This is a genomic window from Sphingomonas crusticola, assembly GCF_003391115.1.
Lineage (GTDB): Bacteria > Pseudomonadota > Alphaproteobacteria > Sphingomonadales > Sphingomonadaceae > Sphingomonas_I > Sphingomonas_I crusticola.
In genome coordinates this window covers 394,468-421,432 of the sequence record NZ_QTJP01000001.1, presented here as the reverse complement: position 1 = coordinate 421,432, position 26,965 = coordinate 394,468, and the positions used below count along the sequence as shown (strand labels likewise).

28 protein-coding genes are annotated in these 26,965 nt (G+C 65.9%); 20 read left to right on the top strand and 8 right to left on the bottom strand.

The features are described from left to right. Positions 1–687, top strand: a complete 687-nt coding sequence (locus DX905_RS02000; RefSeq protein WP_116089837.1) for a biotin--[acetyl-CoA-carboxylase] ligase — start codon at positions 1–3, stop codon at positions 685–687. Here the strand turns inward: DX905_RS02000 and DX905_RS01995 are convergent, their stop codons facing one another. The 3 genes from DX905_RS01995 to DX905_RS01985 all read right to left on the bottom strand — a co-directional run bounded on the left by DX905_RS01995 (position 688) and on the right by DX905_RS01985 (position 3,905). Further along, the gene (locus tag DX905_RS01995; protein ID WP_116089836.1) at positions 688–1,308 is read right to left on the bottom strand and encodes a class I SAM-dependent methyltransferase; all 621 of its coding nucleotides are present in this window, start codon (positions 1,306–1,308) and stop codon (positions 688–690) included. It lies immediately after the preceding gene. Beyond that, positions 1,301–2,620, bottom strand: a complete 1,320-nt coding sequence (trmFO, locus tag DX905_RS01990; RefSeq protein ID WP_116089835.1) for a methylenetetrahydrofolate--tRNA-(uracil(54)-C(5))-methyltransferase (FADH(2)-oxidizing) TrmFO — start codon at positions 2,618–2,620, stop codon at positions 1,301–1,303. The genes DX905_RS01995 and trmFO overlap by 8 nt, the downstream gene beginning before the upstream one ends. Positions 2,621–2,750: 130 nt before the next feature. After that, the gene (locus tag DX905_RS01985) at positions 2,751–3,905 is read right to left on the bottom strand and encodes a vWA domain-containing protein (protein ID WP_162875414.1); all 1,155 of its coding nucleotides are present in this window, start codon (positions 3,903–3,905) and stop codon (positions 2,751–2,753) included. A gap of 172 nt (positions 3,906–4,077) precedes the next feature. Between DX905_RS01985 and DX905_RS01980 the strand changes: the two genes are divergently transcribed. The 13 genes from DX905_RS01980 (at position 4,078) to DX905_RS01915 (ending at position 19,829) form a co-directional block, all read left to right on the top strand. Then, on the top strand, positions 4,078–4,842 hold the full coding sequence (locus DX905_RS01980; RefSeq protein WP_116089833.1) for a slipin family protein: 765 nt from the start codon (positions 4,078–4,080) through the stop codon (positions 4,840–4,842). A 267-nt stretch (positions 4,843–5,109) separates the two neighbouring features. Continuing rightward, positions 5,110–5,883: an alpha/beta fold hydrolase gene (locus DX905_RS01975; RefSeq protein ID WP_116089832.1), complete on the top strand. Its 774-nt coding sequence runs from the start codon at positions 5,110–5,112 to the stop codon at positions 5,881–5,883. Between the two features lie 431 nt (positions 5,884–6,314). Then, positions 6,315–6,596, top strand: a complete 282-nt coding sequence (locus DX905_RS01965) for a hypothetical protein (RefSeq protein WP_116089830.1) — start codon at positions 6,315–6,317, stop codon at positions 6,594–6,596. A 485-nt stretch (positions 6,597–7,081) separates the two neighbouring features. Then, complete coding sequence (locus DX905_RS01960) at positions 7,082–7,471, top strand: VOC family protein (protein ID WP_116089829.1); 390 nt, start codon at positions 7,082–7,084, stop codon at positions 7,469–7,471. Further along, on the top strand, positions 7,468–7,899 hold the full coding sequence (locus DX905_RS01955; protein ID WP_116089828.1) for a DUF488 domain-containing protein: 432 nt from the start codon (positions 7,468–7,470) through the stop codon (positions 7,897–7,899). Before DX905_RS01960 ends, DX905_RS01955 begins: the two co-directional genes overlap by 4 nt. 114 nt (positions 7,900–8,013) lie before the next feature. Beyond that, positions 8,014–9,423 (top strand): adenosylhomocysteinase, encoded by a 1,410-nt coding sequence (ahcY, locus tag DX905_RS01950; protein ID WP_116089827.1) that lies wholly within the window; start codon positions 8,014–8,016, stop codon positions 9,421–9,423. A gap of 92 nt (positions 9,424–9,515) precedes the next feature. Next, complete coding sequence (gene tsaE / locus DX905_RS01945; RefSeq protein WP_116089826.1) at positions 9,516–9,980, top strand: tRNA (adenosine(37)-N6)-threonylcarbamoyltransferase complex ATPase subunit type 1 TsaE; 465 nt, start codon at positions 9,516–9,518, stop codon at positions 9,978–9,980. Further along, positions 9,977–10,927 (top strand): aminoglycoside phosphotransferase family protein, encoded by a 951-nt coding sequence (locus DX905_RS01940; RefSeq protein ID WP_116092255.1) that lies wholly within the window; start codon positions 9,977–9,979, stop codon positions 10,925–10,927. Before tsaE ends, DX905_RS01940 begins: the two co-directional genes overlap by 4 nt. After that, the gene (locus DX905_RS01935; protein WP_116089825.1) at positions 10,924–11,676 is read left to right on the top strand and encodes a nucleotidyltransferase family protein; all 753 of its coding nucleotides are present in this window, start codon (positions 10,924–10,926) and stop codon (positions 11,674–11,676) included. The genes DX905_RS01940 and DX905_RS01935 overlap by 4 nt, the downstream gene beginning before the upstream one ends. 26 nt (positions 11,677–11,702) lie before the next feature. Further along, positions 11,703–14,654 carry a double-strand break repair protein AddB gene (gene addB, locus DX905_RS01930; protein ID WP_240320681.1) on the top strand — a complete coding sequence of 984 codons (2,952 nt, stop codon included), beginning with the start codon at positions 11,703–11,705 and terminating at the stop codon, positions 14,652–14,654. Continuing rightward, positions 14,651–18,076: a double-strand break repair helicase AddA gene (addA, locus tag DX905_RS01925; RefSeq protein ID WP_116092254.1), complete on the top strand. Its 3,426-nt coding sequence runs from the start codon at positions 14,651–14,653 to the stop codon at positions 18,074–18,076. The genes addB and addA overlap by 4 nt, the downstream gene beginning before the upstream one ends. Positions 18,077–18,132: 56 nt before the next feature. Next, positions 18,133–18,453 carry a thioredoxin TrxA gene (trxA, locus tag DX905_RS01920; RefSeq protein WP_116089823.1) on the top strand — a complete coding sequence of 107 codons (321 nt, stop codon included), beginning with the start codon at positions 18,133–18,135 and terminating at the stop codon, positions 18,451–18,453. A 149-nt stretch (positions 18,454–18,602) separates the two neighbouring features. Continuing rightward, entirely contained in the window at positions 18,603–19,829 is a 1,227-nt protein-coding gene (locus tag DX905_RS01915; protein ID WP_116089822.1) for a L,D-transpeptidase family protein, read from the top strand. 79 nt (positions 19,830–19,908) lie between these two features. Here the strand turns inward: DX905_RS01915 and DX905_RS01910 are convergent, their stop codons facing one another. Next, positions 19,909–20,154 (bottom strand): hypothetical protein, encoded by a 246-nt coding sequence (locus tag DX905_RS01910; protein ID WP_116089821.1) that lies wholly within the window; start codon positions 20,152–20,154, stop codon positions 19,909–19,911. A gap of 87 nt (positions 20,155–20,241) precedes the next feature. Next, complete coding sequence (gene lipB / locus DX905_RS01905; RefSeq protein ID WP_116092253.1) at positions 20,242–20,910, bottom strand: lipoyl(octanoyl) transferase LipB; 669 nt, start codon at positions 20,908–20,910, stop codon at positions 20,242–20,244. 103 nt (positions 20,911–21,013) lie between these two features. Between lipB and DX905_RS01900 the strand changes: the two genes are divergently transcribed. Then, complete coding sequence (locus DX905_RS01900) at positions 21,014–21,820, top strand: glycerophosphoryl diester phosphodiesterase membrane domain-containing protein (protein WP_162875413.1); 807 nt, start codon at positions 21,014–21,016, stop codon at positions 21,818–21,820. On the opposite strand, the gene DX905_RS01895 is transcribed toward DX905_RS01900, so the two are convergent. Both DX905_RS01895 and hemF read right to left on the bottom strand, forming a co-directional pair. Further along, positions 21,790–22,326 carry a GNAT family N-acetyltransferase gene (locus tag DX905_RS01895; RefSeq protein WP_116089819.1) on the bottom strand — a complete coding sequence of 179 codons (537 nt, stop codon included), beginning with the start codon at positions 22,324–22,326 and terminating at the stop codon, positions 21,790–21,792. The genes DX905_RS01900 and DX905_RS01895 overlap by 31 nt on opposite strands. Before the next feature lie 58 nt (positions 22,327–22,384). Continuing rightward, positions 22,385–23,230: an oxygen-dependent coproporphyrinogen oxidase gene (gene hemF, locus DX905_RS01890; RefSeq protein ID WP_116092252.1), complete on the bottom strand. Its 846-nt coding sequence runs from the start codon at positions 23,228–23,230 to the stop codon at positions 22,385–22,387. A 175-nt stretch (positions 23,231–23,405) separates the two neighbouring features. Between hemF and petA the strand changes: the two genes are divergently transcribed. The 5 genes from petA to DX905_RS01870 are packed head-to-tail and all read left to right on the top strand — an operon-like array spanning position 23,406 to position 26,684. Then, positions 23,406–23,999 carry a ubiquinol-cytochrome c reductase iron-sulfur subunit gene (petA, locus tag DX905_RS01885; RefSeq protein ID WP_116092251.1) on the top strand — a complete coding sequence of 198 codons (594 nt, stop codon included), beginning with the start codon at positions 23,406–23,408 and terminating at the stop codon, positions 23,997–23,999. A gap of 11 nt (positions 24,000–24,010) precedes the next feature. Continuing rightward, the gene (locus DX905_RS01880) at positions 24,011–25,300 is read left to right on the top strand and encodes a cytochrome b (protein WP_116089818.1); all 1,290 of its coding nucleotides are present in this window, start codon (positions 24,011–24,013) and stop codon (positions 25,298–25,300) included. 17 nt (positions 25,301–25,317) lie between these two features. Next, a complete protein-coding gene (locus tag DX905_RS01875) occupies positions 25,318–26,160 on the top strand; it encodes a cytochrome c1 (RefSeq protein ID WP_116089817.1) in 843 nt (280 codons plus the stop codon). Positions 26,161–26,175: 15 nt separating this feature from the next. Continuing rightward, entirely contained in the window at positions 26,176–26,352 is a 177-nt protein-coding gene (locus DX905_RS15890; RefSeq protein ID WP_162875385.1) for a hypothetical protein, read from the top strand. A 41-nt stretch (positions 26,353–26,393) separates the two neighbouring features. Beyond that, positions 26,394–26,684 (top strand): DUF1244 domain-containing protein, encoded by a 291-nt coding sequence (locus DX905_RS01870; protein ID WP_116089816.1) that lies wholly within the window; start codon positions 26,394–26,396, stop codon positions 26,682–26,684. 3 nt (positions 26,685–26,687) lie between these two features. On the opposite strand, the gene DX905_RS01865 is transcribed toward DX905_RS01870, so the two are convergent. Then, positions 26,688–26,897 (bottom strand): hypothetical protein, encoded by a 210-nt coding sequence (locus tag DX905_RS01865; protein WP_116089815.1) that lies wholly within the window; start codon positions 26,895–26,897, stop codon positions 26,688–26,690. Positions 26,898–26,965: the final 68 nt, after the last annotated feature.

Below are 26,965 nucleotides of genomic sequence, written 5' to 3'. Positions count from 1 at the left end.
ATCCGCACGGTCGCCGAGACCGGATCGACCAATGCCGACCTGTTGGATGCCGCCCGCACGGGGGCATCGGAAGGGCTGTGGCTGCGGGCGGAACGCCAGACCAGCGGCCGCGGCCGTGTCGGCCGTGCTTGGCTGTCGCCCGTCGGCAATCTTTATGCGAGCACGATCGTGCGCCTGCATCCGGGCGAGCCCGAAGCGGCCACGCTGGCGCTGGTGGCGGCGGTTGCGCTGGAGGAGGTCGCGTCGGCCTATGCGCCGGGTAAACTTCAGCTCAAATGGCCCAACGATCTGATGGCGGGGCCGGCCAAACTCGCCGGCATCCTGCTGGAGCGGGCGGACGACGCCGTCGTGATCGGCTTCGGCGTCAACCTCGCATACCATCCCGAAAATCTCGAGCGGCCCACCACCAGCATCGCCGCATTGACGGCCGGGGCTCCCGATCCCGCGGTTTTTCTCGCCGACCTTGCCGAGGCCTTTGCGCGCTGGCTCGCGCGCTGGCGCGGCGAGGGGCTGGCGGCGGTGCGTGCGCGCTGGCTGCAGCGGGCGCATCCCATCGGCAGCGCGCTTACCAGCAGCGCCGCCGAGGGCTTGTTCGAGGGGCTCGACAAGGATGGCGCTTTGTTGCTGCGTCGCGCCGACGGCCGGATCACGATCGTGCGCGCCGGCGACGTCTTCCTGTCGCCCTGATCAGGCGCGCGCGAACCGCCTTAGCAGGTCGGCGACATGATCGTTGGCCACCGGCAATTTGGTCGCGATCAGCCACAGGTCGAAATTTTGCGGACGGCGGCGCAGGCCGAACCCGGCAAAGCCGGCTGCCTGCGCATGCGCGCCGAGCGTCTTGACCGTGAAGCCGGTACGGTGCGCCATATAGACTTCGCCGCGCGCGATCGCTGCACCATGACCGTAGAGTATGTCGAGCGGCGCGATCGGCCCGGACGGCGAGGTGTAGAGCGGGTCTTCCAGCCGGCCCGCGGCGATGTGCTTCGCCACTTCCTCAAGATCGGGGCAGGTCACCACCACGAACCCGTCGGGCTTGATGACGCGCCGGAACTCGGCAAGCACGCCATCCACCTCGTGCGGGAAGACATGCTCGATATTGTGCGAGGAATAGACCGCATCGACGCTGTCGCTGTCGACCGCGTCCATGTCGGTGATCGTGCCGATGATGTCGGGCGCGACGTCGGGATTGATGTCGAAGCGGACTTCCTTCCAGCTGCCGTCCTGGAAACCGGCCGGCATGTTGGCGATCGTGGCGGTTCCGCACCCGACATGCAGCACCTGGCGCAGCGCTGGCGCGGGATCAGCCATGGGCGGCCACCTGCCAATCCTGCAGCGCCGCGCGCGCGCGCGCCGCCATCAGGCCCTTGCGATCGGCCTTCTTGCTCTTGACCTCGAGCGGCGGGAACAGGCCGAAATTGACGTTCATCGGCTGATAGGTCTCCGCCTGCGCGCCGCCGGTAATATGACCGAGCAGTGCGCCCAAAGCCGTCTCCTGGGGCGGGGCGGTCAGCGAAGTGCCGCCAAGTTCGGCCGCGGCAAAGCGGCCGGCGAGCAGGCCGATCGCGGCGCTTTCGACATAGCCCTCACAACCCGTAATCTGGCCGGCGAAACGGATGTTGGGGCGCGATTTGAGGCGCAGGCTGCCGTCCAGCAGCTTCGGGCTCTGGATGAAGGTGTTGCGGTGCAGGCCGCCCAGCCGTGCGAATTCGGCATTCTGCAGGCCCGGAATCATGCGAAACACGCGCACCTGTTCGGCATGTTTGAGCTTGGTCTGGAAGCCGACGATATTCCACAGCGTGCCGAGCGCATTGTCCTGACGCAATTGCACGACCGCATAGGGCCAGCGCCCGGTGCGCGGATCGTCCAGCCCGACCGGCTTCATCGGCCCATAGCGCAACGTATCGACGCCACGCTCGGCCGCGACCTCGATCGGCATGCAGCCCTCGAAATAGGGCGTGTCCTTTTCCCACTCGCGGAACTCGCCTTTCTCGCCGGCGAGCAGCGCCGCGTGAAAAGCGAGATATTCGTCCTTGTTCATTGGGCAGTTGATATAATCGTGGCCGTCCCCCTTGTCCCAGCGGGACTGGAACCAGGCGATTGTCATGTCGATCGAATCGCGGTGCACGATCGGCGCGATCGCGTCGAAGAAAGCGAGCGCATCCTCACCCGTCTCGGCCCGTACCGCCTCGGCCAGCATCGCTCCGGTCAGCGGTCCCGTCGCCACGATCGCCGGTCCGTCCGGCAGGCTATCGACGCGTTCGCGGACCAGTTCGATATTGGCATGCCCGGCAATCGCCTGCGTCACACCCTCGGCGAAGCCCTCCCGATCGACCGCCAGCGCGGATCCGGCGGGCACGCGATGCTTGTCCGCCTGGGTCAGGATCAGCGATCCCAGCGCGCGCATCTCGGCATGCAGCAGGCCGACCGCATTATGCTCGGCATCGTCCGATCGGAAGCTGTTGGAGCAGACGAGTTCAGCCAGTTGATCCGTGTGGTGGGCAGGGGTCGGCTCGACCCCGCGCATTTCCGACAGGCGAACCTTGAAGCCCGCCTCGGCGAGCTGCCAGGCCGCTTCCGACCCGGCCAGGCCGCCGCCGATAATGTGAATCTGATGCGTCATGCGCCAAGCGCCTAGGGCAGATTGCGCCGCGCGTGAACCGTCGGGAATCGCGCGGCCGGCCCTCTGCAATGGGCAGACCCTATTTCGGCATCATGAGCGCGTTGTTCAGACGATCGTGTGGTCCGGCGCGTCAGCGCACGGCCTGGGCCGCGCTGTCGATGCCCTTCTTCGCCGCCGCCTCCGCACCGGTAAGCCGGGCGCGATAGGCTTCGAACCGCGCCCGTATCGCTGCGTGACGGGCCTTCAGCAGCGCCTCTGCATCCTTGCGGAAGGCGACGGGCTTGCCCGCGACTTCGCGATCGGTGAGGTCGATCGACATCGCCGTGTCCTCGTCCGTGACGAGAATGCTGGTGCACGTATCGGCATCGGTGACGGCGATGCTGGTCGCAACGTCATTGTCGGTCGTGGCGATGCTGGTTGCCACCTCATTGTCCGTCCGCCGGATACTTTCGCGCACTTCGGCATCGTATCGCGCCAGCTCCGCCTCGTTCGCCACGTTGACGAAACGACCGCCGCCGCCGCGCGCGACCGCGGACAGCTTTGCCGCCTCACCGGACGGCAGGTTGAAGCCGATCACGTTGACGATCGCCCGGGTGCGCCCGGCGTTGATCCTTTTGGCCGCAGCCACCGGGTCGCCGCCGCACGTCTCTTCGCCGTCGGACACCACATAGATGATCTGTTCCCCCGGCGTGGCGGAGGCGGACAGCAGCGCCTCGGCCCGATCCAGCCCGGCGGCGAGCGGCGTCCAGCCGACCGCCCGTACCTGTCCCAGGGCCGCGCGAAACCCCGCTCGATCCGGCGACATCGGCGCGATCACGTCGATCGCGGAACAGGATTTGGCCTTGCCCGCCGCCTGGTTATTCCCTTGCTGCCCGAAGACCAGCAGCGACGTCTGCACCGACGCCGGCAGGCCGTCGATGAAACTCGCCGCCGCCTCGCGCGCCAGCTCAAGCTTCGTCTTCCCGCCCATGCGCCCGGCCATCGAGCCAGAGCCGTCGATCATCACGATCACGCGGATGGGCGGAACGCGCGGACCGAGCCCGCCGGCGCGCGCCCTGAGCTGCGGATGCCTCAGCGCCACGTCCTGCTTGAAACAGGCGTCGGGATCCTTTTTCGTGAATTGCGCGACATAGGCCCGCGCTGCCGCCTGGGGCGACTGCGCAAACCATCCGGGGGCGGCGCTGCGATCGCTCGTCGCCTGCGAATCGTCGGACGATCGCCCGCACCCCGCCACTGCCAGGGCAAGCATCCAGCATAATGCCGCGCGAGCGGGCAGGGGGGCCATGGTGAGCTGCCTCATGCGCGGCGAAGCTGCCATAAATATCTGGAAAAAAACAGGGCCGCGCGTGCGCTGGACGGAAACCGGCGGGCCCGCCCCCGACATTGGGAATCTGGTGCGTCACCGGCCAAGCGCCTAGGATGTTCCTGCCGGTTCGTGGGCCGGTGGGAGAGACAAGATGATGATTACCGCCGGGCTGGTTGCCGTGATCGCGCTGCTGGCCATCCTGCTGCCGACCATCTTCAAGTCGTTCGGCGTCAATCAGGAATATGAACGCGCCGTCCTGTTCCGGCTCGGTCGGCTGGGCGAGCCCAAGGGCCCCGGCTGGTATTGGCTGATCCCATGGATCGATCGCGCCGTGCGGGTGGATCTGCGCACGATCACCAGCGTGCTGGAAACGCAGGAGACGGTGACGCGCGACGGCGTGCCGGTGAAGGTCAACGCCGTCCTGTGGTTCCGGGCGAAGGATGCGACCCAGGTCGTCACCACCGTGCAGAACTGGCAGGGCGCGGTGATCCAGGCGGCCGAAACGGCGATGCGCGACGCGATCGGCCAGAGCGATCTCGATCAGATGCTCAAGGAGCGGCTGCTGATCAACCAGCGGCTGCAGGATATGCTCGCCCGCGCCTGCGATCATTGGGGCGTGGTGGTCGATTCGATCGAGATGAAGGATCTCGATATCCCCGAACAGATGCAGCGCGCGATCGGCCGCGAGGCCGAAGCGGTCCGCGAGAAACGCGCGCGCATCATCAAGGCCGAGGGCGAGCAGGAGGCGGCGCAGAAGCTGGCCGAAGCCGCCGGCATCATCGGCGGCACCGAAGGCGCGCTGGAATTGCGGCGGCTGCAGACGCTCGCGGAGATCGGCGGCGAGCATAATTCGACGATCATCACGATGATGCCGGTGGAATTGCTGCAGGCTGCGAAGAAGCTCGCCGAGAAATAGGCGGCGACCCGCAGTGTGTGAACGTACGCTATGGGTGGCTGTCTCCGACAATCGGTCATTCAGGGCTGCCCCGCCGGGTCCTTGAAGCGAACGCAATCTGCAGCCTCGGCAATAAAGAGTGGAATGAAGCCGTCCTCTGCACTCATTGCGACTGCCCATGTCGCACCGATGCGCATTCGTGGCTGGATCGGCATGGGTCGCAGATCCATTGGCGCCATACACGGACCGTGGCCGTTGAGCCGTTCTCGGCGACAAGAACGGTAAAAGATGCATCAGATCAATCGCGGCGCCGGTCGCAAATTGCTGCTTGTCCACGGCCTGGGCGGAAGCTGGCGCTCCTGGAGCCCCATTCTGGACTCGCTCAGCGTCAGTCGGACGGTGATCGCGATCGACCTGCCCGGACATGGCGCGACCCCGGCGCAACACGACAGCGGGACCTTTGACGGCCTGGTCGGCAGCGTCCAGCGCTACATCGTGGAAAACGGGCTAAGCGGGATCGATATCGTCGGCAGTTCGATGGGGGCGCGGATGGCGCTCGAACTTGCGCGACGCGGCGCTGTCGGAAACGTGGTCGCGCTTGACCCGGGCGGGTTCTGGCGTGGTTGGGAGCGCACCTTCTTCAAGACCACGATTGGTGTCTCGGGCCGCTTGTTGCGGGCAATTCGACCCGGTCTCCCGATGTTGAGCCGTAACGCGGCGTCGCGCACTGCACTGCTGGCGCAATTCTCCGCGCGTCCGTGGGCGCTTGAACCGCAGCTCGTCGCGACCGAGCTGATCGGTTTTAGTACAACGCTGACATTCGACGCATTGGTCGATAACCTTGCGACCGGACCCGAGCAGACCGGGCCTGCTGCCGATAGCACCGGCCGCATCGTGATCGGCTGGGGCAAATATGACAGGCTATGCCTGCCGAGACAGGCCGCCCGTGCGAAGGCTGCGTTCCCGTCCGCACAACTCCACTGGTTTGAGTCCAGTGGCCACTTTCCAATGTGGGACATGCCGGAGGAAACGGTCGACGTCATACTTCGCGCCACGCAGTAAGAACGAGCGCATCGGCTGGCTCGATGGCGCGCGATCGGAAGCGAGGCCGAGGCGACGCCCAGCTTCGCCGCAGCTTGTTGAAGCTGCACTCCTCTCGCCATGAAGATCGCCAAGCGGCCGAGCTCCCCACGCCGCATGTCGGGCAGTAGGTTCATGACAGGGAGTCATAGGCCCGAGTAATTTATCCTGGCTAATCTTCGGAAACGCTTTCCATTAAAGCGGTGGCATGCGCCGGCAACCGCGGCGTCGGCCGACGAAACGTGGGATCGAAGGTGAACGGGGCCGCGCGTGCGATCGAGGGTGAAGGGCGCGTGGTTGCCGCGGCGGTCCCGTCTTTGTCGGGCGTCGAGGCGCCACCGCGCGCGTCAAAAGAAATCGAAGCCACGACCGACCAAGCTCTGCGTACGTCCATATCCTAGAAGAAGGGTGACATGAGAACCTTGGCTATCAGTCTGATCCTTGCATCGTTAGCAGCACAGCCCGCTTCCGCACAGCAACCGCCCGCGCCTCCGACGGAGACGATCAAGACCGCCGCCACGCATAGCGCCACGGAGCAAGCGCTGATCGATCTGGCGAAGTCCAAATGGGACTGGATGGCGGACAAGAAGGTCGACTCCCTCGCGACGCTCTTCGACGACAAGGCGATGTTCACGCACATGGGTGGAACCTGGGGCAAAAGCCGGGAGCTCGCCACCAATGTCGGCAGCGATTAGCGTCAGCTAAACGACGACGTCCGCGCGATCCCTATGCTGTGTGCGGACTTCTGGCGCCCGGGCCGGCTTTTCCGAAGTTGAGGGGCTCGGCGCTTGCGCGCGGATGCGATGATTTTCTGCCGCCGGTTGACATCTGTACGCATAGTGCATACGATAAGGCGGCCCGATGAGCTCCTTTGGCGCGCGCGCTGGCTTTTTCTCGGTGTGAGAATAATAAGGCTGATGCGCATCCGGGCAGGGCGCGTCTCATCCGCAGAGGCTCTCGCGGACGCCAAGCTGATCGGCTGTGCTGCGCCGCACAAATCATCAAGTTCGTTTCTGGTGTTTTTTTCTTTTTGCCCGTCGGCGCCAGGGCGACCATCCTTGGATTCCTCGGCACCGAATGCTGAAGGAGCGAGAGACTTAAGCGCGATCGACCTTGTGCGGCCGTCGGCAACGGATAGGCGTCAGGCGGATAATCGATCCGCATTCATGGAGGAAAGTGGATGATCGATCATATCGGCTTTGCGGTGCGCGACGCGGAACGGTCGCGCCTTTTCTACGCGGCGGCGCTCGCGCCGCTGGGCATCACCCTGGTGATGAGCGCAACGCCCGAGCAGACCGAAGCGGGCGGTACCGCCCATGGCTTCGGCAGCGACGGCAAGCCGTTTCTCTGGGTCGGCGACAATGAGAAAGTGGGCGAGGGCACACATGTCGCGCTGGCCGCCCGCACGCGCGGCGAGGTCGATGCCTTCCACGCCGCGGCGCTGGCGGCCGGCGGCAGGGACAATGGCGCGCCCGGCCTGCGCCCGCATTACCGTCCCGATTATTATGCCGCGTTCGTCCACGATCCGGATGGCAACAATATCGAGGCGGTCACGTTCGCATCGGCATGAAGATCTTCACGATCGGTTATGAGAAGGCGACCCAGCCGGAATTGATCGCCGCGCTCCAGGCCGCCGGCGTCCAGCGGTTGATCGATGTGCGCGCGGTGCCGCTGTCGCGCCGCCCCGGTTTCTCCAAGAATATCCTCGCCCGCGGGCTCGCCGAGCAGGGGATCGATTATGTCCATTTGCGCGCGCTGGGTACGCCGCCCGAGGGGCGGGAGGCCGCGCGCAAGGGCAGGCATGACGTGCTCGAGCGCGTCTATGCGGGTCAGCTGGAATTGCCGGAGGCGATGGTCCAGGCGGCACAGATGCTGGAACTGGCCGAGGAGAAGCCATCGGCCCTTTTATGTTTCGAACGCGAGCCGGGCGGATGCCACCGCACGCTTTTGCTGCGTTCGGTGGCGGCCGATGCGGAGGTGGTCGACCTCTTCGCGTGATGTCCCGGAGCGGATATAAAGCTTTCTTTATATTGCTTCCGGCCGCCACAATCGCTAGGGCGCGCCGAAGGCCGCTTGCGAGCGGCGCACTTTCTATCCCTAGGAGAATACCTCGTGGCCACCGCCGCTGTCGAAAGCTTTAACGACTATCTGGTCCATGACATCGCGCTCGCCGGCTGGGGCCGCAAGGAGATCCAGATCGCCGAGACCGAAATGCCGGGCCTGATGGCGCTGCGCGAGGAATATGGCGTGTCGAAGCCCTTGAAGGGCGCGCGCATCACCGGCTCGCTCCACATGACGATTCAGACCGCGGTGCTGATCGAGACGCTGACCGCGCTCGGTGCGGAAGTGCGCTGGGCGTCGTGCAACATCTATTCGACGCAGGATCATGCCGCCGCCGCGATCGCCGCTGCCGGTATCCCCGTGTTCGCCGTCAAGGGCGAGACGCTGGCCGAATATTGGGATTATGTCGGCAACATCTTCGACTGGGGCGATGAGCCCTGCAACATGATCCTCGACGATGGCGGCGACGCCACCATGTTCGCCCTGCTCGGCGCCAAGCTCGAAGCGGGCGGTACGCTCGCCGAGCCGGAGAATGACGAGGAAGTCGAATTCCACCGCGCATTGAAGGCGTTCGTCGCCGCCAAGCCCGGCTACCTCACCCAGACCGTCAAGGCGATCAAGGGCGTCTCCGAAGAGACTACCACCGGCGTCCACCGCCTGTACGAGATCGCCAAGAAGGGCGAGCTGCCTTTCCCCGCGATCAACGTCAATGACAGCGTGACCAAGTCGAAGTTCGACAACCTCTACGGCTGTAAGGAATCTTTGGTCGACGCGATCCGCCGCGCCACCGACGTCATGCTCGCGGGCAAGGTCGCGACCGTCGCCGGCTTCGGCGATGTCGGCAAGGGCTCGGCCCAGTCGCTCCGCAACGGCGGCGCGCGGGTGCTCGTCACCGAAGTCGATCCGATCTGCGCACTGCAGGCGGCGATGGAGGGCTTCGAGGTCGTGACGATGGAAGAGGCGGTCACCCGCTCGGACATCTTCGTGACCGCGACCGGCAATGCCGACGTCATCACCGCCGATCACATGAAGGCGATGAAGCCGATGTCGATCGTCTGCAACATCGGTCACTTCGACAGCGAGATTCAGATCGCAGCTCTGTCGAACTACAAGTGGAACGAGATCAAGCCGCAGGTCGACCTGGTCGAATTCCCCGACGGCAAGCAGATCATCGTCCTCGCTAAGGGCCGCCTCGTGAACCTCGGCTGCGCCACCGGCCACCCGTCGTTCGTGATGTCGTCCAGCTTCACCAATCAGGTGCTGGCGCAGATCGAGCTCTACACCAACCCCGGTCAGTATCAGAACCAGGTCTATGTCCTGCCCAAGCATCTCGACGAGAAGGTCGCGCGCCTCCACCTCGAGAAGCTCGGCGTCAAGCTGACCACGCTCACCGACAAGCAGGCCGCTTATATCGGCGTGTCGCAGCAGGGCCCGTTCAAGCCCGATCATTACCGCTACTGATCGGCACTTCCTCGCGCTATCAAGCGTGCGGACTTTGCGGGGGTGATGTTCAGCATCACCCCCGTTTTCGTTGGGGCGAGGGCGAAGCGCTGATGCGGAGCGGTACCATCTCACTGGCGAACGCGGCCGAGACCGATGCACTTGGCGCGGCGTTGGCCGGCGTGCTGCAACCGGGCGACGTGGTTGCGCTGTCAGGCCCTTTGGGCGCGGGCAAGACCAGTCTCGCGCGCGGCGTGCTGGCCGCGCTCGGCCTTGGCGAGGAAGCCCCCAGTCCAAGCTTCAGCCTGGTGATCGCCTATGCGCCGCCGGACGTGCTGACACCCGTCTGGCATGTCGATCTCTACCGGATCGACGAGCCCGGCGAGCTCGCCGAGCTCGGCCTGGACGACGCGCGCGGCGACACGGCGTTGCTGATCGAGTGGCCGGAGCGGATGGGCGTCGCTCTCTGGCCGGATGCGCTGCGATTGACCCTGGAACCCGAACCGAGTGGCGGGCGGCGCTTGACTTGGGCCGCACCGGCGGCATGGGAAGGCCGATGGCCGCCGCTCCGATCATGATCCCTCCGGCGACCGCGCCGCACTTCCTCAACCAGGCAGGCTGGAGCGGCGCGCAGATCGTGCCGCTGGCCGGCGATGCCTCGTTCCGGCGCTATTTCCGTGTTCTCGGCAATGGTGGCACCGCCGTCTTGATGGACGCGCCGCCGCCGGAAGAGGATGTCCGGCCCTTCCTCGCCGTCGCCGATCATCTGCATCGGCTTGGCTTTGCGGCGCCCAGGGTGCTGGCGCGCGACGTCGATCAGGGGCTGATCCTGCTTGAGGATTTCGGCGACGCGCGCATGCGCGAGATGCTGGATGCCGAGCCCGCGCGCGAACAGCAGATCTACAGCCAGGCGATCGACCTGCTGCGTGAACTGCATCGCCATCCTGCCGGCCACGAACTCGCGCCTTACGACATGGCGGTTTACCAGCGCGAGGCGGGCCTGTTCGCGGAATGGTATATGCCCGCGGTGGGCCTGGATCTGCCGGGCGGCTATGAGCAGGCGTGGAACGAGGCGCTGGCCCCGATCGCGAGCCATCAGTCGACCACGGTGCTCCGCGACTATCATGCCGAGAATATCATGCTCCTGCCCGACGGCAGCCTCGGCCTGCTCGATTTCCAGGACGCCTTGGCCGGTCATCCGGCCTATGATCTCGTGTCGTTGCTCCAGGACGCGCGCCGCGACGTGTCGCCCGAGCTGGAAGCGGCGATGCTCGCGCGGTACGGCCATGTCGACGATGCCGCTTACGCTTTGCTGGGCGCGCAGCGGAACGCGAAGATCCTCGGTATCTTCACCCGCTTGTGGAAGCGCGACGGGAAGCCACGCTACCTCGCATTCCAGCCGCGCATGTGGCGCTATCTCGAGCGCGACCTGGCCCATCCAGCCCTGGCGCCGGTCAAGGCGTGGTTCGACGCGCACGTCCCCGTCGAAGCACGCGCCGCATTCTGGGCCGAGCCGCGCGCATGACCTATCGCCCGCTTCGGCCCGGAGCGGGCACGGTCAGCCCAATCCGTACCGCAATGGTGCTGGCAGCCGGGCTCGGTACGCGAATGCGGCCGCTGACGGTCACGCGGCCCAAGCCGCTGGTCGAGGTGGCGGGCAAGCCTTTGCTGGATCACGTGCTCGATCGGCTGCGTGCCGCCGGCATCCAGCGGGCGGTCGTCAATGTCCATTATCTGCCGGATGCGGTCGAAGCGCACCTGCGCGACCGATGTCCCGACCTGGATATCCTGATTTCGGATGAGCGCGGACATTTGCTGGAAACGGGCGGCGGCGTGACCCGCGCGCTGCCGCTGATCGAGGACGAGACCTTCCTGATCGTCAACAGCGACAATCTCTGGGTCGATGGACCGATCGACGCCATCCGCTTGCTCGCCCATCGCTGGGACGAGGCGGCGATGGATGCGCTCCTGCTGGTCGTGCCGCTGGCGCAGGCGCACTGCCACGGCGGGGCAGGGGATTTCCGGATGGACCCGCAGGGCCGCCTGACGCGCCGCGCGCCCGGCAAACCCGCGCCTTTCGTCTATACCGGTGTTCAGATCGTCTCGCGGCGGCTGTTCGCCAATGCGCCTGACGGCGCCTTCTCGATGAACCTGCTATGGAACCGGGCGATCGCCGAAGGGCGTGTCTACGGCCTCGTCCATGAAGGCTTATGGTTCGATGTCGGAACCCCGCCGGCCATAGCCAGGACCGAAGCGATCCTGGGGCTGACCTGAGCGCATCTTCTGCTAGACCGGCCTCTGTGCCCGCCGCGCCGCATCCCTCGGTCTATACCATCCCGATCAATCGCGGCTTTGCCGATGCACTGGCGGCGGGCTTGCTGGCACGTGCCAGGGGCGATCGACTGGCATTGGCGCGCGCGATCGTCCTGCTCCCCAATAACCGTGCGCAGCGCGCGATCACGGATGCGTTCGTCCGCCGGGCCGAGGGCGGGCTGCTGTTGCCACGGCTGGTCTCGATCGGGGATCCCGAACTCGACGATCGCATCGGGCCGCTGTTCGATCCCGCCGGCGACGACGCCATTCCTCCCGCAATCGATCCGCTTGCACGCCAGCTGATCCTTGCTCGCCTGATCGGCGAGGCGCGCAAGGCGGATCCGATCGAACCGGTCGAGGCGGTGCGGCTCGCCGCCGACCTCGCCGGCACGCTCGACCAGATGATTGTCGAGGGCGTGCCGCCGGCGCGGCTGGCCGATGCGGTGCCGGGCGAGCTGTCCGAGCATTGGCAGGCGTCGCTCGAGATCCTGCAGATCGTGTTGCGTCGCTGGCCCGAAGAGCTGGCGCGGCGCAACCGCATCGACCTGGCCGATCGCCGCAACCGGCTGTTGACCTTGACCGAGCGGCGCTGGAGCGAGCAGCCGCCCGAAGGACTGATCGTCGCCGCCGGCATCACCGTCGCCGCCCCTGCGGTTGCGCGCCTGCTGCGGCGGATCGCGCGCCTTCCGCAAGGGCGGGTCGTGCTGGCGGGGCTCGACCGCGCGATGCCCGAGGCTGAATGGGAAGCGCTAGGTGGCGCGGAGGGCCAACGACCGGTCGAGACGCATCCCCAATATGCTCTCAAGCAATTACTCGACCGCATGGGTGTGGCCCGATCCGAGGTGCGGCCATGGCGCGCGGGGCGCGACGGCGCCTCGCCCGATCGCGCGCGCGCAGCAGGCAATGCGATGACGCCGGCCGCATTCACCGACAAATGGCAGAGCCTGCCCGCGCGCGCGCGGCGCTTGTCGGGGGTGCGCGCGATCGAGCTGCCCAATCCCGCAGCGGAAGCGCAGGCCATCGCGATCGCGCTGCGCGAGAGCGTCGAAATGCCGGGACGCACCGCCGCCTTGGTCACGCCGGATCGCGCGCTCGCCGGCCGTGTCGCCGCGCACCTGCGGCGATGGGGAATCGAAGCCGATGATTCCGCCGGCCGGCCGCTGTCGCGTACGCCGCCAGGCACCTTACTGAGCGCGATCGCCGATGCCGCGGCGGAGGCATTCGCGCCGGTGGCCTTGCTGGCCTTGCTCAAGCATCCGCTGGTGCGGGCGGGCGAGCACAGGCTCGAATGGCTGGATGGCGTCCGCCTGCTCGATCGGGCGCTGCGCGGTCCTCGCCCAGGCCCCGGCCTGGTCGAGATCACCCGGTTTTTGGAGGAGGGCGATGATCGCACGCGCCGGCCGCGCGAGGCGGCGCTCGAAAGGTGGCGCGACATTCTTCCGTTACTACAGCCCCTGGAAGCCGCCTTTGCGGTGTCGGCGCCGCGGTTAGGTGATCTGCTCGATGCAATTGTTACCGCGTCGACCGCACTCGCCGGTGACGAGGCATGGAGCCGCCCCGCCGGCCGTGCTGCCGCCGAGCTGATCGCCGGGCTTCAGGCCAGCGCCGAGGATGGCCCACGCGCGATCGAGGCACGCGCCTTGCCGGCCTTCCTTCAGGCCTTGGCCGATGCCGTTGCCGTCCGCCCGCCGCAGGGCGGCCATCCGCGCGTGTTCATCTGGGGCCTGATCGAGGCGCGTCTGCAGCAGACGGACCTGGTCGTGCTCGGCGGGCTGAACGAGGGCGTGTGGCCCTCCTTGCCTGCGCCCGATCCGTGGCTCGCGCCCGCCATCCGGGCGACGCTCGGGCTACCGGGACTGGAGCGGCGCATTGGGCTGGAGGCGCAGCAATTCGCGGCAGGGCTCGGCGGCCCGGAAGTATTGCTGACCCGCGCGCGCCGTGACGCGCGGGCACCGGCGGTGGCATCGCGTTTCTGGTTGCGGCTGGTGGCGATGACGGGCGGGGTCGCACCGCACCGGACATTGGAGCGCTGGGCCGCTGGGCTGGATCGTCCCCCTGATTTCGCTCCGGCTGCGCGGCCGGCGCCGCGCCCCCCGGTCGCCGATCGGCCGTCGCGGCTCGCCGTCACGAAGCTCGATCGGCTGAAGGCGGATCCTTACGCTTTTTATGCCGATACGATGCTGCGCCTGCGCGCCTGGGACAGCGTCGACGCCGATCCGAGCGCGGCTTGGCGCGGCAGCGCGGTGCACGCCGTGTTCGAAGCGTGGATCAAGCAGGACGATTGCGACCCCGATCGCCTGCGCCCGCGCGCCGAGCAGCTGCTGCGGGAGACCGCCGCCCATCCGGTGCTGCGCGCCTTATGGGCACCGCGCCTGCTGGAAGCGATTGACTGGGTCGCCGGCGAAGTTCGCGACGGGCTGGCCGCAGGGCGGCGCCCGATTGCGGCCGAGCGCAAGGGCGTAATCGACGTGGCAGGCATCCGGCTGGAAGGCACGGTGGATCGGATCGATCGGCTGGCGGACGGCACGCTCGCGATCGTCGACTGGAAGACCGGCAAGCCGCCTTCCAAACGCGCCGTGGCCGAAGGCTATTCGATGCAGCTCGGCCTGCTCGGCCTGATCGCCGAACAGGGCGGGTTCGAGGGGCTGAGCGGCGTTCCCACGGCCTTCGAATATTGGTCGCTCGCCGCGGGCAAGGACCGCACGCTCGGCTACGTGACCAGCCCGGTCGGCCTGAACAAGCAGGGCGATGGGATCGACTCCGCCGATTTCACCAGCCGGGCGGCGCGCGTGCTGACGGGGGCGGTCGAGCAATATCTGAAGGCCGATGCACCCTTCATCGCCCGGCTCCACCCCGAATATGCGCCTTATGGCGATTACGATCAGCTGATGCGGCTCGACGAATGGTATGGCCGCGGGCCGGCCGGCGAGGCGGCATGAGCAATCGGCTAGCCCCGCTGAAGCCGCTGGAGGGTGCGCAGAAGGCAGCCTCGCGGCCGGGAAGCCAGGTGTGGCTGTCGGCCTCGGCCGGCACCGGTAAGACGCATGTGCTGACCGCGCGGGTGCTGCGGCTGCTGCTCAACGGCGCCTCGCCCGAGACCATCTTGTGCCTGACCTTCACCAAGGCCGGCGCCGCCGAAATGGCCGAGCGGATCCAGGGGCGGCTCGCCGCCTGGGTGCGGATGTCGGACCAGGATCTCGGCCGGGAGCTCTACGCCTTGGCAGAGCCTTATGATGGCGAGGCGATCCGCAAGGCGCGCCGCCTGTTCGCGCGTGTCCTCGACGCGCCGGGCGGTGGACTGCGCATTCAGACGATTCATGCCTTCTGCCAGACCTTGCTCGCCGGCTTCCCGACCGAGGCGGGGCTGACACCCGGCTTCAAGCCGCTCGAGGGCCGCGCCGAAGCGGCTTTGGCGCGCGCGACTTTGGGCGCCCTGCTCGTTGCCGCCGAGCGCGGCGGCGATCTCGGGCTGATCGGCGACATCCAGAAACTAAGCCGTCGTCTGGGGGAGGAGAAAGCGGAACGCTATCTCTCGCTCTGCGCCCGCGCGCCCGACGCCCTGGCGGCGCTCGGACCGCGCGAGGGCATCGAAGCGCGCGTGCGGATGGCGCTGGATGTGCCGTTGGGCGATGTCGAGGCCGCGATCGAGCAAGCCTGTGCAGAGGACAAGTTCGATTGCGCAACCTTGCGCCGGATCATCGATGCCAATCGCGCCTGGGGAACCAAGACAGGGCTCGAACATGCCGACATCGCCGCCGCTTTCCTCGCTGCCGATCCGGCGGCACGCGCGGGCCTGCTCGACATATTGATCGGCATCGCCCGCACCAAATCGGGCGACCCACGCTCGTTCAGTGCTAAGCTGCTCGGCTGCGATCCCGACCATGACGGCAATTGCGCGCAGCTTGCGGAAGCGATCGACCTGCTCATCGGCCTGCGTGCGCGTGCCGAGCTGTCCGCCATGCTCGCTGCCGGCTTGCGCGCCGGGCAGGCCTATTCGCAGGCTTACGTGGCCGCCAAGCGCGCGCAGGGCGCCGTCGATTTCGACGACCTTATCCGCTTGACCACGAAGTTGCTGGAGCAGCCGGGCGTCGGCCCATGGATCCGCTACAAGCTCGACCGCGGCACCGATCATATCCTGGTCGACGAAGGGCAGGACACCAATGTCGCGCAGTGGCGGATCGTGCGCGCGCTGGCGGAGGAGTTCTTCACCGAAGAACCGGATGCGCAGGCGGTCCGGACGATCTTTTCGGTCGGCGATTTCAAGCAGGCGATCTTCGGCTTCCAGGGCACCGACCCGATGGCTTTCGCGGCCGCGCGCGAACATTTCGCGCGCGCCGCCGAAGAGGGGCGACGCAATCTCGAGCGGCTGTCGCTCGATCGCTCCTTCCGTTCGACACCACCCATTTTGGCGGTGGTGGATCAGCTGGTCGATCAGCTCGGCACCGAGCGGCTGGGCTTGCTCGACAAGGCCGAACCGCACCGCAGTGCCCGCGCTGATCTTCCGGGCACCGTCACCTTGTGGAAGCCGGTCTCGCTCGCCGCTGGGACCGAAGCCGAGGATGATGGCGAAGAGGGCTGGATCGACGATGCCGCACGCGATTTCGCGACGCGGCTGGCCGGGCAGGTGCGCGAATGGCTCGATCAGCCGTTGTGGCTCGCCGGGCGGGGAAGGGCGTTGCGGCCGGAGGACGTGCTCATCCTGGTGCGCAAGCGCGGCGATCTTGCCTCGCTGATCGTGGCGCGGCTCCACGCCGAGGGCGTGCCCGTCGCCGGCGTGGATCGCTTGCGGCTCGACGCTCCGCTGGCCGTTAGGGATCTGATGGCGGCGATCCGTTTCGTGCTTCAGCCGGAGGACGATCTCAATCTCGCCAACCTGCTGGTTTCGCCATTGTTCGGCCTTAGCCAGGACGACCTCTATGCCGCCGCGTTCGGCCGCGGCGGCAGTTTGTGGAGTGCAATGGCCGACCATGGTGCGGCTTCTGGCCTGCGCCATCTGCTGGCCCGCGCCGATCTCACCACCCCTTACCAATTTCTGGAGAACATTCTCTCAGGCCCGCTCGACGGGCGACGCAGGCTGATGCGGCGGCTGGGCAATGAGGCGCGCGATCCGATCGAGGAATTGCTCAATGCCGCGCTCAGTTTCGAGAGCGAGGCGACACCGACCCTGCAACGCTTTCTCGACTGGTTCGATCGCGACGAGGTCGAGGTGACGCGCGATCCGTCGGCACCGCTCGATGCGGTGCGGGTGATGACGGTGCACGGCGCCAAGGGGCTGCAGGCGCCGCTGGTTGTGCTGGCTGATGCTGCGGGCGATCCCGATGCGTCCCGCGCGGGCTCGATCCATTGGCCGCTGACCGAGGGTGCCGAAAAACTGCCCGTGTTCCGCCCGCGCAAGGCTGAGCTCGCCGGTTCGCTCGCCGAAGCGCTCGGCGCGGCCGAGAAGCGCGAGCGCGAAGAGCATTGGCGGCTGCTATATGTCGCGGTGACGCGGGCCGAGGAAATGCTTGTGATCGGCGGCGCGCTCGGTTCGCGGGCGCGCGGCCAGGCCCCGCCCGAAAGCTGGTATGCCGAACTCGAGCGCGCACTCGACACGCTCGGCGCGCTCGATCAGGCGGACCCGCGTTGGGGCGCCGCACGCTGCTTTGCCGGTGGGGAGCGAAGGGGCGCTGCGCGTGTCGGCATGCAACGGGCGGCCGCCGACATCGTCCTTCCCGACTGGCTGCGTCGTGCTGCCCCGCAGGAGAGCCGCCCGCCGCGTCCGCTCGCGCCCTCCTCCTTGGGGGAGGATCGCGTCGCCGATCCGCCGCCGGGACCGGCCTTGATCGAGGCCGCCGCGCGCGGCCGGTTGCTGCACGCCTTGTTCGAGCGCCTGCCGGCGCTTCCCGCCGGCGACCGCGTCGCTGCCGGCGAGCGCTGGCTCGAGCGCTCTGCCGGTGTGGCCGATGCGGCGCAACGGCAGGCGCTGCTGCGCGACGTGTGCGGCATCATCGCGGACCCGGCTTATGCCGGGCTGTTCGATCCACAGGCGCTGGCCGAAGCGCCGATCGCGGCGGTGCTGCCCGACGGGATTGTGGTGAGCGGCACGGTCGACCGGCTCCTGGTGGCGAACGGGCGCGTCCTGCTGGTCGATTTCAAGACCGGCCAGCGCGTCCCGGCGGGTGAGGCGGCGGTACCGGAGCATCATCTCCGACAGATGGCGGCCTATGCCGCCGCACTCGCGACCATCTTTCCCGATCATATGATCGAGGCGGCCTTGCTCTATACATCGGGGCCGAGCCTGATCGCATTGTCGCCCTCGCTGCTGGCGGCGCACAAGCCCGGCTTTGGTGGCGCGGAGCAAATGCTTATCCCCAATGGTTGAGTGGGGCGGCGCTCCTGCCTACATCCTGATCCAACGAGTTTCATGGAGATTGCGCGATGGCGACCAAGAAGATCACCGACACATCCTGGGAAAACGACGTGCTCAAGGCCGAAGGGCCGGTGCTGGTCGATTTCTGGGCCGAGTGGTGCGGCCCGTGCCGGATGATCGGGCCGGCGCTGGAAGAATTGTCGGACGAGCTTGGTGAGAAAGTCACCATCGTTAAGCTCAACATCGACGAAAATCCGGACGCACCCGGCCGTTACGGCGTGCGCGGCATCCCGACGATGATCCTGTTCAAGGGCGGGGCCCCGGCCGCGACCAAGGTCGGTGCCGCGCCGAAGAGTCAGTTGAAGGGCTGGCTGGAAGCCTCGCTCTGACGATCGTTTCGTCGACGAACCGATGTTATTCTGCGACCGGCGGTGGCGACACCGCCGGTTTTTTTAATGTCTGTTATTGACAAGTAACAAAAGTACGGATCGCGTAATTCAATCGTGCGTTACCCCCGCCATAGTCAGGGAGTGTAGCGATGCGTAATAATCCGCCGAGATCATACCTTGTTCCAGGCTGGCTTGCCGCCGCCGCAGCAGCAGCGCTGCTTGTGCCGTTGACCGGCGCCGCGCCTGGCGCGGCTGAAGCGCAGCCCGGCAGTGTTGCCGTCGAGCAGGCCCCTGTCGCCGGCCGGTGGAGCAGCGCTACGGCCGGTCAATTGATCGAGGCGATCGAAGCGTCTCGCGCTGAGGGGCTCAATCCCGCCGACTACGGCCTCGCGGCCTTGCGCCGCGCCGCGCAGGGGGGGCAGGGCCCTGCGCTCGACGCGCTGGCAACCTCGTCCGCGCTGGCGCTGGCGCATGATTATTATTTCGGCCGGGTCGCCGATCGCGCCGACATGCAGTGGATGATCCGCCGCTCGGCCGATGAGGAAGCCCAGCTTCCCGCGCGCCTCGACGCGGCGATCGAGACGGGCAAGGTTGGAGAATTCCTCCAGGCTCTGCTGCCGTCGGATCAGCGTTATCAGGCGCTGAGGACGGCGCTTGCCGACACGCCCACCGGCGCCGAACGCGACCGGTTGCGCGTCAACATGGAGCGCTGGCGCTGGATGCCGCGCACGATCGCCACGACCTATCTCTACGTCAACGTGCCGAGCTACCGCCTGAAGGTGATCGACGATAATGTGCAACTGTCGTCCTACGACGTGGTGGTCGGGGCGCGCGATACGCCGACGCCGCAAATGGTAAGCCCGACGGGCTCGCTGGTTGTAAATCCGTCCTGGTATGTGCCGCAGAGCATCATCAGGAAGTCGAATCTACGGCCGGGCCGCGGCGGCTTCATCTTCAAGGCAAGCGCAGGCGGCTATTCGGTGATCCAGCCGCCGGGGCCGCGCAATGCCCTTGGCCGCATCAAGTTCAACCTGGCCAACGACCAGGCGATTTACCTGCACGACACCAATGCCAAGGCAGCCTTCACGCGTGAGGAACGCGCGCTCAGCCACGGCTGCGTTCGGGTCAAGGATATCGACCGGCTGGCCGCTGAGCTGATGAGCAATGGTGGCGACGAAGCTCAGCTTGACCAGGCGCTTGCCCGTTCGCAGACCGCCACCCTGCGTCTGCCGAAAACATGGCCGGTCTATATCGTTTACTTCACGGCCGATGCGGACGAGGCCGGCGGGATCACGACCTACAGCGATCCGTACGGTTACGACCGTCGGGTGCTTGCCGGGCTGGACGGTAAGCCGGTCCAAATGGCGTCCAACTGAACCTGCCGATCTCATCAGCCCAATAAAAAAGGGCCGCCCGTTGCCGGGCGGCCCTTTCTCCTGGCCAGTGGCCGGGCGATCACTCCATGTTGGAGGTGTTGTCGCCCATCATGCTGTTGTCGGACATAGCGCCGCTGTTCGTGTCGGCGCTCATGCCGCTATTCATGTCGGTAGCAGCCATGTCGTTCATGCTGCCCTCAGCGTTCATGTCGGTCATCGACACGTTCTCGGTGGTGTTGGTGGTCTCGCTCTTGCAGGCCGAAAGGGCCAAAGCGGCCGCAGCGACCATCGCAACAGCAGTGGTCTTCTTGATGATGTCTCGCATGTCAGACTCCCTAGAATATCGATTTGGACCGGGTTTGTTGACCATTACCCCAAATCAGGCGCGACCTTACCACAATGTGACGAGGCCTCAAGGCCGAATGAGGGGTCGCTCAAGCGATTGAAGAAATTCAGGGAATCCTTGGCGTAACGCGGCGTCGAGGTCATTGCGGGTGCCATTGCGCTGCAATGCGGCGAGACTGGTGACGGGGAATTCGGCGATTCCGCAGGGGACTATCGCTGAGAAATGCGACAGGTCGGGATCGATGTTGAGCGCGAAGCCGTGGAGCGTTACCCACCGTTTCACCCGCACCCCGATCGCGCCGATCTTCGCTTCGCGACCGTCCAGATCGTCAACCCAGATGCCGATCCGGCCAGGCGCCTTGCGCGCTTCCACGTCCAGCCGCGCGAGCGTTTCGATGAGCCATTTCTCCAGGCTCGCGACATAGCAGCGAACATCGCGGCCGCGCGCTTCGAGGTCGAGCAGCACATAGCCCACCCGCTGACCTGGTCCGTGATAGGTATAGCGGCCGCCACGTCCTGCATCGTGGACTGGGAAGCGGCCCGGTTCCAGCAACTCGTCTGTCGCCGCGCTGGTGCCTTTGGTGATCAACGGCGGGTGTTCGAGCAGCCAGACCAGTTCTGAAGCCGTCCCGGCGCGAATCGCAGCCGCTCGCGTCTCCATCTCCGCCAGCGCGTCGGCGTAGTCAGTCAGTCCCGGCGAAACCCGCCATTCGATCTGGTCAGGGAGGGCAGTCATCCGTCCGAGCATGTGGCGAGGCTTTGCCTCGGGTGCAAGCAAGGCCTCGATTGCCTTTGCCGGATTCGCCGACGATAAGCCGCCCGCGAACAGGAGTGAGCTGGTGAAGTCGTTTTCGATCGAGGAGGCCTATCTCTGGGCGCAACGTTTCTTTGCGCGCGAATGGCGGCTTTTGCTGCCGGTCGCATTCGCGTTCATCGCCTTTCCTCCTTTGCTGTTCGACTTCCTGGTTCCGGCCTCCGCCTCGGCCACGTTGTCCGCGGCCGTGCAAACCAACAACGCGGTGCTGGCGCTGAGTGTGATACGCTGGCTTTTGCCGCTGATGCTGATCTTCTATCTGCTCGGCAGCATCGGCGGGTTGACGATCACGGCGCTGGCGCTTGCGCCCGGGATCAGCGTGCAGGAAGCATTGTTGCTGGCGTTACGCCGTCTGGCCGTACTGGTCGGCAGCCAGCTGTTGTTGATCGCCGCCGCAATGGCGGTCGCGATATTATTGGGCATGTCGCGGCTCGCCCCGCTCGGCGTTCAGGCCTTCCTGTTTGGCCTGGTGATCGGCCTCAGCATCTTCGTCGGCGTGCGGCTGGTGTTGCTGATGCCGATGATTGTCCACCGCCACATCGGCCCGATCTCAGCGATACGGGAAAGCTGGATCATGACCGCCGGCACGTTTTGGCGTCTTTTCGCGACGATCATTTTCTATTTGCTGGGCGCATTCATCGTGATGCTGGCGCTCTCGAGCGCGGTCGGTTCGGTGCTCCTATTGCTCGGCAAGGCGATCGGCGCGTCCGAATTAGGTGTCGCTCTTAATGCGGTCTTCGTCCGAGCGCTGGTGGCAGTGGCGACGCTGGGTCTGAACCTGCTCGGGGTCGGGATATTTCGTCAGCTCGACGGCGCGATCAAGGGCAGCTGAGGCGCCGCCTCGCGCGGTAATATCCCCAGCAGACGGGGATCGGCGAACGTTTCCACCGCTCGCGCGAACGGTTGGAAGCCTTGGGCACGATAGAAATTGAGCGCCGAGGGATGGTCGAGCGTGCAGGTGTGAACCCACATCCGCGCGATCGGCCTGCTCCAGCCCATCGCCAGCGCCTGCGCCATCAGCCATCGGCCATGGCCTTTGCCGGCAAGCTCTGGGACAAGTCCGAAAAAGGCGATCTCGCATGCGCCGGCAACGCGGAAATCGAGCTCGAGCAGGCCGATCTCGACGCCGGCGCGGTCGAGCACCGCGCTGACCTCCACTTGCGGATCGCGAATGATTGCCAACAGCGCGTCATCATCGAGCAGCAGCCGCGAGAACCACAGCCACCGTGCGCCGACGCGTCGGAACAAGGTGCGATAGGCGTCTGCGCCGGGCTCCTTCCAGCGCGCGAGGCGGAGCGGGGAGGCGGGGAGGGGGCGCGGGCGGGGACGCTCGCGCATCTCGAGCGATGTAACTACCGCCGCAAGCTCGCCAGGTAGGACTGGCGTCAGCACGGGATCAGCTCCACGTCGCCACGGGCGGCAGGCTCATCAATATGGCATCGACATCGCCGCCGGTCTTGAGCCCGAATAAGGTTCCGCGGTCATAGACCAGGTTGAATTCGGCATAGCGGCCTCGAAAGGCGAGCATCGCGGCACGGTCCGCCTCGCTCCACGCCGCACCCATCCGGCGTCGGGCGATTCGCGGGAAGATGTCGAGGAACGTCTCGCCGACGGCGCGAACGAAGGCGAAGTTCGTAGTGAAGTCGCCTTCGAGATGATCGAAGAAGATGCCGCCGACGCCGCGATGAACCTTGCGGTGCGGGATATAGAAATAATCCTCCGCCCATTTGGCATAGCGCGGATAGTCGCCGGGGCCGGGGTGGGCATCACATGCCGCCCGGAACGCCGCGTGAAAATCGTCGGTGTCTTGCTGCTGCGGCAAAGGCGGGTTGAGATCGGCGCCGCCGCCGAACCAGCGCTTGGTGGTGGCGAGGAAGCGGCAGTTCATGTGTACGGCCGGCACATGCGGATTGGCCATATGCGCGACCAGGCTGATGCCCGTCGCGAAAAAGCGCGGATCTTCGTCGGCACCGTGGATCGTGCGGGAAAATTCCGGCGCGAACTCGCCCGCGACGGTCGAGACATTGACCCCGGCTTTCTCGAAAACGCGTCCCTTGATCACGCCGCGCACGCCGCCGCCGCCGCCTTCCCGGTCCCACGGCGTGAAGATGAAGGCCGCGTCGCTGCCCGCTTCTCGCTCGATACTTTCGAATGCCGCGCAGATGCGGGTGCGCAAGGTTTCGAACCAGTCGCGGGCCTGCCGCTGCTCGCCATCGAGCGTGATTTCCGGCTGTCTTGTCATGGTGCCAGCCGATGCCCGCGCGCGCTTGTTATGACAAGCCGACATGCCGATCCGCAAACGACGCTTGGCAAAGGCCGCGATGCGCGTCTATCAGCGCCGCAATCGCCGCACTTCAGGCCGGCGTCGCCACGTCCTCGCGCGGCGAATAGGGTTCAGAGCAAAGGGTTTCTCGCGAATGGTGGCGTCCGATTATGTTGGCGATCCCAATCAGCGCCCCCCGGTAATCGGGGCAGAGGAAGAGGCAGGCGCCGGCCCGCGCCGCCGCGACTTCCTCAATATCGCTGCCGTAAGTTTTGCCGGCATCGGCGCGGCCGCGGTCGTCGTACCGCTGGTCACGCAGATGAATCCCTCGGCGGACGTGCTCGCGCTCGCCTCGATCGAAGTCGACATTTCCAAGATCGCCGAAGGCTCGGGCATCAAGGTCGCCTGGCGCAAGCAGCCGGTCTTCGTCCGCCGCCTCACCGCCAAGGAAGTCGGCGAAGCAAACGCGGTGCCGGCGTCGACGCTGCGTGACCCGGAAACGCTCGCCCAGCGTACCAAGCCGGGCAAGGAAAATTGGCTGATCACGATGGCGGTCTGCACGCACCTCGGTTGCGTCCCGCTGGGTGTGACGCCGGGCGAGAATCGTGGTGATTTCGGCGGCTATTTCTGCCCCTGCCACGGCTCGCAATATGACACGGCCGGCCGCATCCGGAAGGGCCCGGCGCCGAAGAACCTGCAGGTCCCCGAATATGCCTTCAAGTCGGCATCCATCGTCCAGATCGGTTGAGGTAGAGACGAATGAGCTTCCCCTGGGCTGAAAATTACGAACCGAAGCACGGTTTTACCAAGTGGATCGACGCGAAGCTGCCGCTGCCGCGCCTCGTCTACAACGCCGTCGGCGCCGGTTATCCGGTGCCGCGCAACCTCAATTATTTCTGGAATTTCGGCGTGCTGGCGGGCCTCGCGCTCACCATCCAGATCATCTCCGGCATCGTGCTGGCGATGCATTATGCGTCGAATGCTGACATGGCCTTCAACTCGGTCGAAGGCATCATGCGCGACGTCAATTCCGGCTGGCTCCTGCGCTATATGCACATGAACGGCGCGAGCATGTTCTTCATCGTCGTCTACATCCACATTTTCCGCGGCCTGTATTACGGTTCGTACAAGGCACCGCGCGAGATGGTATGGCTGCTCGGCGTGGTCATCTTCCTGCTGATGATGGCCACTGCCTTCATGGGTTATGTGCTGCCGTGGGGCCAGATGAGCTTCTGGGGCGCGCAGGTCATCACCGGCTTCTTCTCCGCGATCCCGATCATCGGCGATCCCATCCACACCTGGCTGCTCGGCGGGTTCGCACCGGACAATGCCGCGCTCAACCGCTTCTTCTCGCTCCATTATCTGTTGCCGTTCGTCATCGCCGGCGTGATCATCCTCCACATCTGGGCGCTGCATATTCCGGGTTCGAACAACCCGACCGGCGTCGAGGTGAAGGGGCCGCAGGATACGGTGCCCTTCCATCCTTATTATACCGCCAAGGACGGCTTCGGCGTCGGCGTGTTCCTGATCGTGTTCGCAAGCCTGCTGTTCTTCTGGCCGAACCTGCTGGGTCACCCGGACAATTATATCCAGGCCAACCCGCTCTCCACGCCCGCCCACATCGTTCCCGAATGGTATTTCCTGCCCTTCTACGCGATCCTCAAGGCCTTCACCGGCAACTTCCTGTGGGTTCCCGCCAAGCTGTGGGGCGTGGTGGCTATGTTCGGCTCGATCCTGCTGCTGTTCTTCCTGCCGTGGATCGACCGCTCGCCGGTACGTTCGGCCAATTACCGGCCGACCTATCGCTGGTTCTTCTGGGTGCTGGTGCTCGACGTGATCGCGCTCGGCTATCTTGGCCAGGCCGAGCCCTCGGCGGGCGTGGTCATGCTGAGCCAGCTTTGCGCCGCTTATTATTTCGCGCACTTCCTGATCATTTTGCCGATCGTCTCGCATCTGGAGAAGCCGTTGCCCCTGCCTAACTCGATCTCGGAATCGGTGCTGCACGGCGAAGAAGCCGAGAGCGCGCCTTTCGGTTCGCAGACAGCTTGAGCCGGGGGAAACAAACGATGCTCCGCTTTTTCGCCCCGTTACTCGCTCCGTTGGTCGGGCTCGGCTTCCTGCTCGCGCTCGCCTGGGGGTTCATTTCCACGCCGCGTGAGGCGGAGGCAGGATCGGCCGCCCACGAATTCCATCGTGAGCCGAAGCCGGTCAGCTTCTCCTTCGATGGTCCGGTCGGCAAATATGACCGTCAGCAGCTCCAGCGCGGCTTCCAGGTCTATCAGGAAGTCTGCTCCGCCTGCCATTCGATGAAGCTGGTCGCCTTCCGCGATCTCGAAGAGATCGGTTTCAGCAAGCCGGAGGTGAAGGCGCTCGCCAAGCAGTGGAAGACCGAGGTTCCCTCGATCAATCCCGACACCGGCGAGGCGACCACCCGCAAGGCGATCCCGAGCGACTATTTCCCGTCGCCCTACGCCAACGAAACGGCGGCGCGCGCGGCGAACAACAATGCGCTTCCGCCCGACATGTCGCTGCTGGCCAAGGCCCGCGAGGGTGGCGCCCACTATATCCACTCCATCCTGGTCGGCTATCAGCCGCAGCCGGCGGAGCTCCTCAAGAAATTCCCCGACGCCAAGACGCCGCCGGGCCTGTATTACAATCCCTATTTCGCGAACCTCAACATCGCGATGCCGCCGCCGCTCGTCGCCGATGGTCAGGTGACCTATGCCGACGGCACCAAGGCGTCGGTCGATCAGATGGCGCAGGACGCCTCGGCCTTCCTGATGTGGGCGGCCGAGCCGAAGCTGGAGAACCGGCATCGCTGGGGCCTGGTCGTGCTGGGTTACCTGCTGCTCGCCACCGCTTTCGCTTATGGCGCCTACCGCAACATCTGGCGCGGCAAGAAGCATTGATCCGAAGCGCCGGCCGTGACTGACCCGGCGCTTCTTTCCATTTCGATGTTGGCCGTCTTCGCGCTCGCGCTGGGCGGCGGCTGGATCGTGGTCAATCGAGCCGAAAAGCGCCAGGGCGTGCTGATGCTGGTGGCGGCCTTGGTCCTCCTCGCAAACGTGCTGATCTGGGCATGGCCGGTCCCAAAGCCGTAGGGTGAGTTTCCCGTTCGGCGGGAAACGGATAGAAGTCAGAAATGCCAGAAATCGACGATGCCACTGCCGCCGCCGCCTTCCGCCGCCTGGTGGCACATCTTCAGCACCGCACCGACGCGCAGAATGTCGATCTGATGGGGCTGGCGGGCTTCTGCCGCAATTGCCTGGGCGACTGGCTGTCGGAAGCGTCCCATGGAACGCTGACCAGTGCCGAAGGGCGGGAGCATGTCTACGGCATGCCTTATGCCCAATGGAAGGCACAGCACCAGCAGCCGGCCAGCGCCGAGCAGCTTCAGCGCATGGAAGAAAGCCTCAAGCGCAATCCCGCCTGATCGTCAGACGATATCGCGTCCGGTCGTGAAATTCGGCAGGATCGTCGAATGATGCTCTTCGTCCGCGCCAAGGCGTCCCGCGATAAGCTGGCGAACCGCTTCCTCGCGATCCGGTTTCGGATCGTCATGGCGGGATATCCATGCGTCGATCGCCGCCATCTGTTCGGCGGTGAAAACCACCGTGACCGTCGTTTCGGATGCTGGGCCTGACATATCCGCAAGCTGGCCGCTCGCTGCCGGCCGGTCAAGCGAATCTCCCTTCCGTTCGCCGGCCCGCAGCC

Coding starts and splice junctions, on each gene's coding strand:
- DX905_RS01995 (WP_116089836.1), bottom strand. CDS start 1,308: ATGGCTGATCCCGCGCCAGCGCTGCGCCAGGTGCTGCATGTCGGGTGC.
- trmFO (WP_116089835.1), bottom strand. CDS start 2,620: ATGACGCATCAGATTCACATTATCGGCGGCGGCCTGGCCGGGTCGGAA.
- DX905_RS01985 (WP_162875414.1), bottom strand. CDS start 3,905: ATGGCCCCCCTGCCCGCTCGCGCGGCATTATGCTGGATGCTTGCCCTG.
- DX905_RS01980 (WP_116089833.1), top strand. CDS start 4,078: ATGATGATTACCGCCGGGCTGGTTGCCGTGATCGCGCTGCTGGCCATC.
- DX905_RS01975 (WP_116089832.1), top strand. CDS start 5,110: ATGCATCAGATCAATCGCGGCGCCGGTCGCAAATTGCTGCTTGTCCAC.
- DX905_RS01965 (WP_116089830.1), top strand. CDS start 6,315: ATGAGAACCTTGGCTATCAGTCTGATCCTTGCATCGTTAGCAGCACAG.
- DX905_RS01960 (WP_116089829.1), top strand. CDS start 7,082: ATGATCGATCATATCGGCTTTGCGGTGCGCGACGCGGAACGGTCGCGC.
- DX905_RS01955 (WP_116089828.1), top strand. CDS start 7,468: ATGAAGATCTTCACGATCGGTTATGAGAAGGCGACCCAGCCGGAATTG.
- tsaE (WP_116089826.1), top strand. CDS start 9,516: ATGCGGAGCGGTACCATCTCACTGGCGAACGCGGCCGAGACCGATGCA.
- DX905_RS01940 (WP_116092255.1), top strand. CDS start 9,977: ATGATCCCTCCGGCGACCGCGCCGCACTTCCTCAACCAGGCAGGCTGG.
- DX905_RS01935 (WP_116089825.1), top strand. CDS start 10,924: ATGACCTATCGCCCGCTTCGGCCCGGAGCGGGCACGGTCAGCCCAATC.
- addA (WP_116092254.1), top strand. CDS start 14,651: ATGAGCAATCGGCTAGCCCCGCTGAAGCCGCTGGAGGGTGCGCAGAAG.
- trxA (WP_116089823.1), top strand. CDS start 18,133: ATGGCGACCAAGAAGATCACCGACACATCCTGGGAAAACGACGTGCTC.
- DX905_RS01915 (WP_116089822.1), top strand. CDS start 18,603: ATGCGTAATAATCCGCCGAGATCATACCTTGTTCCAGGCTGGCTTGCC.
- DX905_RS01910 (WP_116089821.1), bottom strand. CDS start 20,154: ATGCGAGACATCATCAAGAAGACCACTGCTGTTGCGATGGTCGCTGCG.
- lipB (WP_116092253.1), bottom strand. CDS start 20,910: ATGACTGCCCTCCCTGACCAGATCGAATGGCGGGTTTCGCCGGGACTG.
- DX905_RS01895 (WP_116089819.1), bottom strand. CDS start 22,326: ATGCGCGAGCGTCCCCGCCCGCGCCCCCTCCCCGCCTCCCCGCTCCGC.
- hemF (WP_116092252.1), bottom strand. CDS start 23,230: ATGACAAGACAGCCGGAAATCACGCTCGATGGCGAGCAGCGGCAGGCC.
- petA (WP_116092251.1), top strand. CDS start 23,406: ATGGTGGCGTCCGATTATGTTGGCGATCCCAATCAGCGCCCCCCGGTA.
- DX905_RS01880 (WP_116089818.1), top strand. CDS start 24,011: ATGAGCTTCCCCTGGGCTGAAAATTACGAACCGAAGCACGGTTTTACC.
- DX905_RS01875 (WP_116089817.1), top strand. CDS start 25,318: ATGCTCCGCTTTTTCGCCCCGTTACTCGCTCCGTTGGTCGGGCTCGGC.
- DX905_RS01870 (WP_116089816.1), top strand. CDS start 26,394: ATGCCAGAAATCGACGATGCCACTGCCGCCGCCGCCTTCCGCCGCCTG.
- DX905_RS01865 (WP_116089815.1), bottom strand. CDS start 26,897: ATGTCAGGCCCAGCATCCGAAACGACGGTCACGGTGGTTTTCACCGCC.